Origin of the sequence: Natrinema hispanicum (assembly GCF_900111485.1) — an archaeon.
GTDB classification, from domain to species: domain Archaea; phylum Halobacteriota; class Halobacteria; order Halobacteriales; family Natrialbaceae; genus Natrinema; species Natrinema hispanicum_A.
Map to the genome: position 1 here is coordinate 1 of NZ_FOIC01000056.1, position 10,752 is coordinate 10,752.

At 62.3% G+C, this 10,752-nt stretch carries 11 protein-coding genes and 3 pseudogenes; 4 read left to right on the forward strand and 10 right to left on the reverse strand.

What is annotated here, in order from left to right:
* The 3 genes and pseudogenes from BSG09_RS19260 to BSG09_RS19270 all read right to left on the reverse strand — a co-directional run.
* Positions 1-241 (reverse strand): annotated as a pseudogene (locus BSG09_RS19260) (IS5/IS1182 family transposase); the annotation flags it as partial.
* Positions 242-625: 384 nt separating this feature from the next.
* Positions 626-1,030, reverse strand: a complete 405-nt coding sequence (locus BSG09_RS19265; RefSeq protein WP_092936019.1) for a DUF5518 domain-containing protein — start codon at positions 1,028-1,030, stop codon at positions 626-628.
* A gap of 335 nt (positions 1,031-1,365) precedes the next feature.
* Positions 1,366-1,983: a GAP family protein gene (locus BSG09_RS19270; protein ID WP_092936021.1), complete on the reverse strand. Its 618-nt coding sequence runs from the start codon at positions 1,981-1,983 to the stop codon at positions 1,366-1,368.
* Between the two features lie 466 nt (positions 1,984-2,449).
* On the opposite strand from BSG09_RS19270, the gene BSG09_RS19275 reads away from it, so the two are divergent.
* Positions 2,450-3,637: an outer membrane protein assembly factor BamB family protein gene (locus tag BSG09_RS19275; RefSeq protein ID WP_092936023.1), complete on the forward strand. Its 1,188-nt coding sequence runs from the start codon at positions 2,450-2,452 to the stop codon at positions 3,635-3,637.
* Positions 3,638-3,797: 160 nt separating this feature from the next.
* Positions 3,798-4,829 carry a DNA repair and recombination protein RadA gene (gene radA, locus BSG09_RS19280; protein WP_092936025.1) on the forward strand — a complete coding sequence of 344 codons (1,032 nt, stop codon included), beginning with the start codon at positions 3,798-3,800 and terminating at the stop codon, positions 4,827-4,829.
* 153 nt (positions 4,830-4,982) lie between these two features.
* Here radA and sufU read toward each other — a convergent pair whose 3' ends face one another.
* The 6 genes from sufU to BSG09_RS19310 all read right to left on the reverse strand — a co-directional run bounded on the left by sufU (position 4,983) and on the right by BSG09_RS19310 (position 9,192).
* Complete coding sequence (sufU, locus tag BSG09_RS19285; protein WP_092936027.1) at positions 4,983-5,405, reverse strand: Fe-S cluster assembly sulfur transfer protein SufU; 423 nt, start codon at positions 5,403-5,405, stop codon at positions 4,983-4,985.
* Positions 5,406-5,611: 206 nt separating this feature from the next.
* Complete coding sequence (locus BSG09_RS19290; RefSeq protein ID WP_092936029.1) at positions 5,612-6,856, reverse strand: aminotransferase class V-fold PLP-dependent enzyme; 1,245 nt, start codon at positions 6,854-6,856, stop codon at positions 5,612-5,614.
* 363 nt (positions 6,857-7,219) lie between these two features.
* Entirely contained in the window at positions 7,220-8,074 is an 855-nt protein-coding gene (locus tag BSG09_RS19295; RefSeq protein ID WP_092936031.1) for a sensor domain-containing protein, read from the reverse strand.
* Positions 8,075-8,079: 5 nt separating this feature from the next.
* On the reverse strand, positions 8,080-8,424 hold the full coding sequence (locus BSG09_RS19300; protein WP_092936033.1) for a DUF7521 family protein: 345 nt from the start codon (positions 8,422-8,424) through the stop codon (positions 8,080-8,082).
* 103 nt (positions 8,425-8,527) lie between these two features.
* Positions 8,528-8,845: a hypothetical protein gene (locus tag BSG09_RS19305; protein ID WP_092936040.1), complete on the reverse strand. Its 318-nt coding sequence runs from the start codon at positions 8,843-8,845 to the stop codon at positions 8,528-8,530.
* Between the two features lie 5 nt (positions 8,846-8,850).
* Positions 8,851-9,192, reverse strand: a complete 342-nt coding sequence (locus BSG09_RS19310) for an ArsR/SmtB family transcription factor (RefSeq protein ID WP_092936036.1) — start codon at positions 9,190-9,192, stop codon at positions 8,851-8,853.
* Positions 9,193-9,295: 103 nt separating this feature from the next.
* On the opposite strand from BSG09_RS19310, the gene BSG09_RS19315 reads away from it, so the two are divergent.
* Both BSG09_RS19315 and BSG09_RS19320 read left to right on the forward strand, forming a co-directional pair.
* Positions 9,296-10,273, forward strand: a complete 978-nt coding sequence (locus BSG09_RS19315; RefSeq protein ID WP_092936038.1) for an ABC transporter ATP-binding protein — start codon at positions 9,296-9,298, stop codon at positions 10,271-10,273.
* A pseudogene (locus BSG09_RS19320) lies at positions 10,270-10,437 on the forward strand (ABC transporter); the annotation flags it as partial. The gene BSG09_RS19315 and the pseudogene BSG09_RS19320, both read left to right, overlap by 4 nt.
* A 218-nt stretch (positions 10,438-10,655) precedes the next feature.
* Here the strand turns inward: BSG09_RS19320 and BSG09_RS20510 are convergent.
* Positions 10,656-10,752, reverse strand: a pseudogene (locus BSG09_RS20510) (IS5/IS1182 family transposase); the annotation flags it as partial.

Genomic DNA, 10,752 nt, shown 5'->3' on the forward strand with positions numbered 1-10,752 from the left:
ATGGTGAGGGGAGATCGGCCGCGCTGAGGCCGATCTCCCCGGTTATTTGTGGCATCTCTTTGAGCAGGTCTATCGTCATCCGGTAGGACGTATCGAGGTAAATCCGCAGACAATGGAGAGAAACGAGGGCATAGTCGGCGAATCCGCCGCCTCCTTCCGGGGCGGCGGATTCGTCTCCATCGCCAGTAACGTTTTGAGCGACCGGGACAACTTCCCCAATGAAGCGGGAGATTTGGGTCATGGACAACTCGACTCTCCCGCTTCAACACCTTTGATTTAGCGACCTATCCCGCCGCCGTCTAGTGATTCAACACAGCCGAGTGATCGGTGCAGCGATCGAGGCCGGTTCGGCGTCCAGCGCGGAGCACGAGCACAGGTACCAAATTCTTTTGGAGACAGTGGAATACCAGTTCGACGCGTACGAGGAGGTACGCGGCAGGAACTCAGACGCCACATCACCAACCGTCACATCATCACAACTGCGCCATACACCAGTTGCTCCCGTTCCTGCCGTTGTCCCTTTCATACCCGTGAGCCGGTGGCGTGGCAACGTTCGGTGGGCGTTTCTGCCGGCTAGCAGTGTCGGAGAGTGACGAGTCAAAAACGTCGTCACTTGCTGATTCGCTTACGCCCGTGCGCCGGCGATCTTCCGAGCGGCCCGGCGTCCGTGTACCCACGAGCCGACCGCGCCGCCGAGGGCACCGGGGATGGCGTAGAACGCGATCAGCAGCAAGCCACCGACGAGCACGCCGAACGTCGGGACGACCCCTGCAAAGAGCAGCGTGGTGAACGTCACGATCGCCAGTGTGATGAGCGACCCGAGGACGGTTGCGATGCCACCGTGGACCGCGCCAGTGCTCACCGTCCCAGCGGCGAGATACCCGGTGACGAGCCCGCCGACGATGCCGATCATTGCCCAGGATGTCGCCAGGGACATGAGTTCTGTTCCCGCGACGATGAGCCCGCTGACGATTCCGAAGGCGAGGGTGGCGACGAACCCGATTACGATTGCTTTCCAATTTAATTCCATGGTCAGTCGTGTGGTAGGCTTCCAACGGTTATAACGTTCTTTTCAGCGTTTTCGGAGAGTACAAGCGCTCAGACAGAATATCTGACGGTACGGAGATGAGGGCTGTTACTGGGCCAGCGTCGACATGAATTATCATACAGCGGAGGCCGGCTGGCCGAGCGACCCAGTCCGGGTACTCATACGACCGGACAAAGGTCAGTGACTACTCGATCGCGTCTCGAGTGCGATCGATGTCTGCACCGTGTTGTCCGGCAGTATCATACGGTCTGCTGTCAGTGTCGGTGGGGCCACGACCGCCCTGTGGGCCCACCGGTACCTAGTGCCAGGAACCCGTATCAGCCGAGGAGATTATTGATCGACATCGCGATGAACAAGAGGATCACGAGTTCGTTGACGATCCACGAGTTCGCGTCCATCCAGTTGCGAGCCTTCGGAAGGAACGTTTCGGCGCGCTCACTGAAGGCAACCAGGGTAAGCGATGGGAGTGCAAGCACCAGAAGCGTACAGAGGATAAACGGAATTGCGTCTAGCAACGACGCATCACGGGCCGCCAGATAGGAGCCGACGGCAACCGACGTGAGAATATCCGTCGGGAAAAACCCCATCAGGAGAAAGCCGAGTCTGAACGAAAACCGGGGCGTTGCGGTCTCGAGTTTGCCCATCCATCGTGGCGGTTCCGACGTCTCTCGCGTGAGATAGGTGTGGATCATCGCGAGCACGAGCGCGACGAGGACGATCGCGCTGAGCGTCGTATTCGATGGTTCCTGTTCGGTCACACCGGCGCTTACCTCGTATGCAACCGCGACGACCAGTGAGATCGAGATGGCCGCACCACCGACGAACGCAGCGGAGTTTCGACGCCAGTTTCTGCTCGTTGCGAGGAAGATGGCGCTAAGAATCTGTGGGCCCGCAATCATCACGAACACCATCGGCAACACCTCGAGAAATCTCATCGGTCGACCACTCGGGAGTCGCTCTCTCCGTGTTGTCTCAGTCCGACCCTGACGCGGCCGTTCGGATCTCCTCGGCGGACACCGCCGGGACGGACATAGTAGTTCTGGTCGCGGGTGACGGCTGTGTTGGCTACCATACTGTCATGCAGGGCGTTTTCGGACGTCCAACACTAGTTGGGCACAAAACAGGTTAAAGCTTGACCGCGCAATCGGGTCTTTCCTCGAGTCTGGACCCCTCCAATCCGAACGTGGCGACTTGGCTCGCTCAGACGGGTATCGCCGCGCTGAGTGGCGTTCTCGCGCGGTGAACCTGGCGAAACGGAGTGATACTGCCGGACAACACGGCTCATACGGCCTGCTGCGTCGCGGACCCGGCGTTCGCCCTCGACTTTGCTCCGATGCTCTGCTGAGACCAGTGCTGTGACAGCCACCCTTCTTATAGCAATTCGGCCGGAAGCCACACGTAGTGACCGATTGGAACCAGCAGCAGGGAGACCCACAGAACTCGGGGCTCCAGCGCGACCTCGAGGGGCCGTCCCGCGTCACCGAAGCATGGACTGTTGACCTCGTCGGCCCACCGGGATCGCCGGTGTGTGATCGCGACACCGTCTACGTCGGCACGACTCGGGGGAACTGCTACGCGCTCGAGGCCGAAACGGGCCGCCGGCGGTGGGTTTTCGAGACAACGACCGCAACTGACACAACACCGGTCGTCACTCGCGACCGACTCTACGTGGGGGCCGACGATGGAACGATCGTTGCGCTCGAGCCCGCCACCGGCGAGGTGGCGTGGGAGGTCGAGCTGCTGGCCGATCTCGAGTCTGACCTCACGCTCTCGGACGGCCGCCTCTATGCTGGTCACGCAACCGGGCTGTCCGCGCTCGACGCCGAGACGGGCGCGGTGCTGTGGACTCACGAGACCGACGCGGCAGTCACTGGCACACCGGCGGTCGCCGATGGCCGGGACGTGGATCGGAGCCGATCGACCGGATCCCCGCTTTCGGAACCGGACGAGACGGCTCTGCTCGAAACCGACCAGCTATCGGGGCCGGATCGACGGTGGGCCGAGGAACGGGTGTTCGCCGGGACCGCAGACGGGACGGTGTTCGCACTCGAGGCTGAGACCAGTGACCAACTCTGGACTGCGCCGACTGGCGGTGCAGTCACGACCGGGCCGACGGTCGCCGCGGATCGGGTCTATGTCGCCGACCGCGCGGGGACGATGCTCGCGCTGGACGCCGCCACCGGCCAGACATGGTTTACCTACGAGATACAGGGCGGGTTCACCACGTCGCCGACCGTACTCGCGGCCGCCGAGACGACCTTCGTCGGCGCGACCGACGGCTACTGCCACGTCACGGATACGACCGTCGGCCGGCGCAAACTACGCGGCTGGCTGTTCTCGCGCAAAGGGGTCGAACTCGACGGCCCGGTTCGTTCGGCACCCGTCGTCATCGGCGACGTCTGTTGTGTCGGCGACGCGAGCGGGTCGCTCTACGGGATCGCCGTTGCCGATGCCGAACCGATCTGGCACGTTGCCCTCGCGGATGCCGTCAGCGACACGCCCGCGGTCGCAGCCGGCCGGCTTTTCGTCGGGAGCGACGACGACCGTCTCACCTGTCTCGAGTGGGAGACGGCCGCCCCGAATCGCTGACATTCGTCCTGCGACGCTTGCGTCGATTCTCGCTATCGAGGCGCGCCTTCTCTGATAAATGTAGTGCAGTCGTTTCGGAGCACCCCCGCGCCCGCCGGCACTTTCACTTTCACTCCCCTGTTAACGAGGGTTTATGGGGGGTCCAGCACAACGGCAGAGTATGCCCGAAGCAGATCTCGAGACGCTCCCCGGCGTCGGACCGGCGACCGCAGACAAACTCCACGACGCAGGCTTCGACTCCTTCCAGAGCCTCGCCGTTGCCTCCCCCTCCGAACTCTCGAATACGGCCGATGTCGGCGAGTCTACCGCATCCGACATCGTCCGTGCCGCCCGCGACGCCGCCGACATCGGTGGCTTCGAAACCGGCTCGACGGTCCTCGAGCGCCGCAACGAGATCGGCAAGCTCAGCTGGCACATCGACGAGGTCGACGACCTGCTGGGCGGTGGGATCGAAACCCAGTCGATCACCGAGGTCTACGGCGAGTTCGGTGCCGGCAAGTCTCAGGTAACCCACCAGATGGCCGTCAACGTCCAGCTGCCGAAGGAAGTCGGCGGCCTCCACGGCTCCTGTATCTTCGTCGACAGCGAGGACACCTTCCGCCCAGAGCGGATCGATGACATGGTACGGGGGCTGCCGGACGAGGCGATCGATGCAGCCCTCGAGGATCGCGAAATCGAGGGTTCGGCCGACGACGAGGACGCCGTCGACGACCTCGTCGAGGACTTCCTCGAGAAGATCCACGTCGCGAAGGCGTTCAACTCCAACCACCAGATGCTGCTGGCTGAGAAGGCAAAGGAACTCGCGGGCGAACACGAGGAGTCGGAGTATCCCGTCCGCCTGCTCTGTGTCGACTCGCTGACCGCCCACTTCCGCGCGGAGTACGTCGGTCGTGGTGAACTCGCCAATCGCCAGCAGAAGCTCAACAAACACCTCCACGACCTCGATAAGGTCGGCAACCTCTACAACTGCGCCGTCATCGTCACCAATCAGGTCGCCTCCAACCCCGACTCGTTCTTTGGCGACCCGACCCAGCCTATCGGTGGCAACATTCTGGGCCACAAGTCGACGTTCCGGATCTATCTCCGCAAGTCCAAAGGCGACAAGCGGATCGTCCGACTGGTCGACGCGCCGAACCTCGCCGACGGCGAGGCCGTCATGCGCGTTCAGGACGAAGGCCTGAAGCCGGAATAAGCGGATCTCTGGCTGCTAGCACCACGGCGTTTTCTTAGCAGTCCCATTTCGACTGCTGACTGCGACCGTCTCGGGACGGCTGCCGTTGCTCGAGGCGATGGTACCGAAACGCGAAACCTGTCTGAGACCGAACCGCGAAAACAGCAGACCGTGTCAGTCGTCTTCGGTCGTCGTCTTCTCGACGTCGAGGTCACCCTGATAGATCTCCGCGCCGTCTTGGGCGACCTTCTCGGCCAGGACCGCACATTTGACCCGCATCGGCGAGATGTCGACGCCGAGCATATCGATCACGTCGTCGCGATCCATCTCGAGTAACTCGTCGACGGTCTTGCCCCGGAGTTCCTTCGAGAGCATGCTGGCGGAGGCCTGACTGATCGCACAGCCGTCGCCGGAAAAGGCGACCTGCTTGATCGTCTCCTCGTCGTCGTCGAGTTTGACGTCCATGCGAATCTCATCGCCACACATCGGGTTCTCGCCGACGTGGGTAAACGTTGGATCCTCGAGTTCCCCGTAGTTGCGGGGGTTCTTGTAGTGATCGAGGATCTGCTGTCGATACATATCGGAACCCAGTCCCATCGTTGAAAACGAATAGGCCAGTGAGTTGTAAAAGGGTTCCGGGGCCACAGTCGACGGTCGCGTTGGCATGCGACGGAGTTCGATGTCGGCGGTTTTTGTTGGCCGTTTCGCACGTCGCGAAAAAATCCACGAAGCGGCGACACCGCTTCGAGCCTTGCCTCGCACGCTCGGCAAGACGTCGACATCTCCTCGCAGTCAGTGTTCGCTCACGCGAACAACTGACGTGCGTCGTCGATGGCCGCAACCAACTTGTCGACCTCGTCTTTCGTGTTGTAGACGTAGAAGGAGGCGCGAGCGGATGCCGCCACGCCGAGCTTGTCGTGGAGCGGCTGGGTACAGTGGTCGCCGGCGCGGATCGCGACCGTGTGGTCGTTCATGATTGAGGCCAGGTCGTGGGCGTGGACGCCGTCGACGTTGAAGCCGACCAGTCCGGCTCGCTCGGAGCCGGGTTCGGGGCCATAGATCTCTACGTCCGGTTCGGCCGTGAGTTGCTCGTAGGCATAGCGGGTGATCTCCTCCTCGTGAGCCTGGACCCGATCCATGCCGATCTCCTCGAGCCAGTCGATCGCGGCGACGAGGCCGACGGCTTCGGCGATCTGTGGCGTGCCGGGTTCGAACTTCCAGGGCAGCTCGTCCCAGGTCGAGTCCTCGAAGGTGACCTTGCGGATCATGCCGCCGCCATAGAGGTAGGGTTGCATCTCCTCGAGCAGTTCCTGTTTGCCGTAGAGCGCACCGATCCCGGTCGGGCCAGCCATCTTGTGCCCGGAGAACGCGTAGAAGTCGGCGTCGATGGCGTCGACGTCGACGGGGCGGTTGGGGACGGCCTGTGCGCCGTCGATGAACGCCAGCGCGTCGTGCTCGTGGGCGATGTCGACGAGTTTGGAGACGGGGTTGACCGTGCCGAGCGTGTTCGAGACGTGGACCGCCGAGAGCATCGCGGTGTCGTCCGTGATGAGCTCGCGAGCGTGGTCCATGTCGAGGCGACCGTCCTCCGTTACCCGGATGTATTCGACGTCAGCGCCAGTTTGCTTACCGATCTGTTGCCACGTGACCAGCGAGGCGTGGTGTTCCATCTCGGTGAGGACGATCTCGTCGTCGGGGCCGAGTTCGTTCAGGCCCCACGCGTAGGCCACCAGATTCTCGGCTTCGGTCGTGTTCTTCGTGAAGATGATCTCCTCGCGCCCGTCAGCGCCGATGAAGTCGGCGACGCGATCGTGGGCCTCCTCGTAGGCGATCGACGCTTCCTGACTCAGATGGTGGATCCCGCGGTGAACGTTGGCGTTGTACTCGCGGTAGTAGTCGCTCATCGCATCGACGACCGGGTCGGGCGTCTGGGTCGTCGCCGCGTTGTCGAGGTAGACGACCTGCTCGCCGTCGAACTCTCGCTCGAGGATGGGGAATTCCTCGCGGATCGCCTCGACGTCGAGTGACTCGAGGTTCTGTTGACTCATTGGTGCCTAGGATGGCCCGCACACAAAACACTCCTTCGATTCAGCGAACTTCGTTTTCCGGAGTCGAAACGAATCGCCCGCTCGTGTCACTGTGGTTGCACTGATCTCGATGCCGAGCCGATCGGACACGGGCACGGAATGAGGGACCTGCAGTGGGACGGTGAAAGGGGGGAGTGGGATGGGTGGTCGGAAGAGAGACGGCAAGGAAGTGGGGATAGGGTGGGGGTACGTTGGGAGACTTCCCTGCCGCAGTCCAGCCTTGGAGCCACTCGGGGAAACCAGTATCTCCAAATAAATTTGGATCCGGATTCGCCATCGTGTGGCTACGGTCGCCCCGAGACGTCGGATGGATGCACCGACGACCTACAGTTCGGGCGGTTCGCTCACGATCGACGGCTGTGCGTTCCGAAGCAGGAGGTTCGTGTACCGTGCCAGGAGCCATGCAGCAGCGTTGAACAGGTGTAAGACGACGAGCCCGACCACGACGCCGAACGCGGAGACGGCAAGTGCTGTCGGAAGCGAGTCGACGTACAGCGAGATCAGTTCGCCGTCGGCGATCGAGAGCGTGATCGGGGCAATGTCGATGATCCAGCCGTCGTGTTGGTATGTGAGTTCGGGGACGAATTCGATCGGATCGCCGAGGTGAATGCCGACCAGCTGGTTTTGGTAGTGAAGTGGTGCCGCAATCAGTGCGTACGTAACCGTCCCACCGAGGACGAGAACGATGAACGAGACCGTCCCGATAACGAACTTGCTGAATAGGTACCCCACGCCTTTCCACGTACTGCGATCGGTGACGACTCGCGTTGCCCACTCGCGGAGGCCGGTAGCCTGATCGGCTGTCGAGATGTCGGTACCCAGCAGTCGATCGGCAAGTCGGCGCTCGAGTGCGCTCAACTCGATCGAGGCGACCAGGGTACAGAACGCGACCGGAATCCCGAGACACACGATGACGAGCGCGATCGGGATTCCAGCGATCAGGAGCGCGACCGGGTCGTTTCTGGCGATTTGGATGAGCGCAAACAGGAGCCCGAACGGGATCGCAAAGCCGGTCACGAGGACCGTAAAGTAGCCGATCCCGAGTGGAAAGGAGAGAAAGAGGTACCCCATGTTGGTGTACGTTCGTTTCCGAGCAGCGACACCGATGAACCAGCGGATGACGGCGCGAGCACGCTCGAGAGCGGTTCCGGCTGTCGAGAGTGGTGATGACGTGGACATGGGTGTTAGGTGGGCCTCCTGAACGAGCGAACGATTGCGACGAGACCGAGCAGGTGACAGCCGGTGACGACGAGCAACACCACCGCGTCGGTTGCGTCGGTCAGCCGATCGATCGTATGCGAGAGCACGAACGGCACCACCGTGAGGAAGGCGACGCCAATCGCCAGAAACAGCATGGGTTGGCTGTCGTTTCGGGCGTAGCCCCGATAGGCCGTCCACGCAACGACAGTGCCGAGGACGGCACTCGCCATCCCGACGAAGAAAATCGTCGTCGACTCGTCGAGGCCGAGTACCGTCGTCTCGAGCGGGGTACAGATAGCGAGCCCTGCGGTGTCGAGTTGCACGCTCATCGTATCCACCTCTGACGAGCGGCCCGTCTAGTGTCGAACGGGGCGGATGGCATACGTATCGCGAGTGTCGTGGTCATGATCGCCGTGGGCGGGCGTGGGCAGTTCACGGGCGGCCGTAGACGATATAGAGGATCGCCACGAGCCCAGCGATCTCGCTTGCAGTCGCGAGGACGGTTGTCGTCAGCGAGGCTGCGCCAAACAGCGTCGGGAGCAGGAATCGAACGACCGTCGGCACTGCGGCCAGCAGTGCGATCCCGAATGCGAGCCAGAGCAACGGCGGCCGACGGGCGGCCCGGTAGCCGTCGTAGGCCCGTTTTGCGATCCAGCAGGCCAGCACGAACGCGACCGCTTGGCCGACGACGACGGCGATCGCGATCGTCGTCTCCCCACCAGTGCTGGTCAGAAGCGCCACTCCGTCCATCGTGATCACAGGTCCTCGAACAACCGGGTGAACCGGTCGGCAGGGTCCTCATCGCGGCGGTACACGTCCATCTCCATCGAGCCCTCGGCGATCTCGATCGCCACGCGCTCGAGTCGCGTGCTGTAGGTCTTGTAGTGGTGTCCATCGGGATCGAGCTCCTGGTACTCGTCGAGAAACCCCTGTGCTGTGAGCCGGTCGATCCGCCGGTAGATCGTCGGCGGTGACGCGTCACAGCACTCGGTGAGGCGCTCGACGGACATCGGTTCCTCGCTGGCCGCGATGAGGATGCGCCGGGCATACTCGTCATCGAGTAACGCCAGCAGCTCTTGCTCCTCATCGTCGGGCATTCAGTTGTTCGTATGACAGGTAGATATAAAAGAACCCACAGTTTCTGTCCCTGAAATCGTGCGTGCCGGACTATACACGTGACTGATGTAGCGATGGATCGAGATGTCCGCGATCGAAACGACCGGCTTGACGAAGGCGTATGGCGACCTCACCGCCGTCGACGACCTCGACCTCGTGGTTGAGGAGGGTGAGGTGTTCGGCTTTCTGGGTCCGAACGGGGCCGGGAAGTCGACGACGATCAACATGCTACTGGACTTTACGCGGCCGACCGCTGGGTCGGCCACGGTACTGGGGTACGACGCTCAAGCCGAGGCCGACGCGATCAGTCCCCGTGTCGGTGTCCTCCCCGAAGGGTTCGACATTTACCCACGACTCTCGGGCCGCCGGCACATCGAGTTCGCGATCAAGACGAAAGGTGCCACCGACGACCCCGATGAGATTCTCGAGCGGGCCGGGCTCTCGGCTGACGACGCCGCGCGACCGGCCGGTGACTACTCGAAAGGGATGCGCCAGCGCCTCGCAACCGGTATCGCGCTGGTCGGCGATCCCGACTTGCTGATCATGGACGAGCCCTCGAGTGGGCTCGATCCCAACGGCATCAGCGAAATGCAGGACCTCGTCCGCAGCGAGGCCGAACGCGGGACGACCGTCTTCTTCTCGAGCCACATCTTAGAGCACGTGGAGGCGGTCTGTGACCGTGTCGGCGTCTTGAACGAGGGCGAACTCGTCGCCGTCGACACGATCGAGGGCCTCCGCGAGCAGTTCGGCGGTGGCGCGACCATGACGCTTACACTCGCCGGTCCCGCCGCCGAGGTCCGATCGGTCGCCGCCGAGTTGCAGGGTGTCACCGACGTCACCGCGTCGGGTCGGACCCTCGAGTGTACGATCGCCGATCCGGCCGCGAAGGCGCGGCTGGTGACCGCACTCGCCGATGCCGGTGCGACGATTCGCGATCTGCGGATCGACGAGGTGTCGCTCGAGTCGCTGTTTACGGCGCTGACCAACGGCGACGTGGACGACTCGAAGACACAGGATGGACCGGCCGATGCGATCGCGACGGAACCGGAGGTGGCACGATGACCTCGCATGTGCCGACCGTCGCCCGCAAGGAGTTCGAGGACGCTGGCCGCTCGAAACTTCTCTGGTCACTGATCGGGCTGCTCGTGGGGATCGTCGTCATCGGCTACGTTGCGATCTGGCAGACGGTCGACGACACCACCGCGGCCGAGGTGCTCAGCTTGCTCTGTTGAACGCAAGACAGCGGCAGTATTGGAATTTTGATATTCAGATTAATGTCGTTAGAACTTCTGTACTGCTGGTTTTGAGATCTGGATAATGTGGGAGAAGTACAGTCCGTTGATTCTGCAACCATCAGAATTAGGTCACTTTGTGAGGATTCATACGTGGATGACGGCGATGCCTCTGGCGGATACGTCCAGAGAAAGAGAGCAGGCGGCGAGCTCTAACTCGCCGCCTGCGATAGGTTATGCACGATACACTTGCGCGTGAGCTCTCGGAACTGGCCGTGCCAGCTCCGAGAGCGTAACTTCTCACCGTCA

What these genes read in the sequence shown, in the direction of transcription:
- BSG09_RS19265 (WP_092936019.1), bottom strand. Translation starts at nt 1,030, where the DNA reads ATGGAATTAAATTGGAAAGCAATCGTAATCGGGTTCGTCGCCACCCTC.
- BSG09_RS19270 (WP_092936021.1), bottom strand. Translation starts at nt 1,983, where the DNA reads ATGAGATTTCTCGAGGTGTTGCCGATGGTGTTCGTGATGATTGCGGGC.
- radA (WP_092936025.1), top strand. Translation starts at nt 3,798, where the DNA reads ATGCCCGAAGCAGATCTCGAGACGCTCCCCGGCGTCGGACCGGCGACC.
- sufU (WP_092936027.1), bottom strand. Translation starts at nt 5,405, where the DNA reads ATGGGACTGGGTTCCGATATGTATCGACAGCAGATCCTCGATCACTAC.
- BSG09_RS19290 (WP_092936029.1), bottom strand. Translation starts at nt 6,856, where the DNA reads ATGAGTCAACAGAACCTCGAGTCACTCGACGTCGAGGCGATCCGCGAG.
- BSG09_RS19295 (WP_092936031.1), bottom strand. Translation starts at nt 8,074, where the DNA reads ATGTCCACGTCATCACCACTCTCGACAGCCGGAACCGCTCTCGAGCGT.
- BSG09_RS19300 (WP_092936033.1), bottom strand. Translation starts at nt 8,424, where the DNA reads ATGAGCGTGCAACTCGACACCGCAGGGCTCGCTATCTGTACCCCGCTC.
- BSG09_RS19305 (WP_092936040.1), bottom strand. Translation starts at nt 8,845, where the DNA reads ATGGACGGAGTGGCGCTTCTGACCAGCACTGGTGGGGAGACGACGATC.
- BSG09_RS19310 (WP_092936036.1), bottom strand. Translation starts at nt 9,192, where the DNA reads ATGCCCGACGATGAGGAGCAAGAGCTGCTGGCGTTACTCGATGACGAG.
- BSG09_RS19315 (WP_092936038.1), top strand. Translation starts at nt 9,296, where the DNA reads ATGTCCGCGATCGAAACGACCGGCTTGACGAAGGCGTATGGCGACCTC.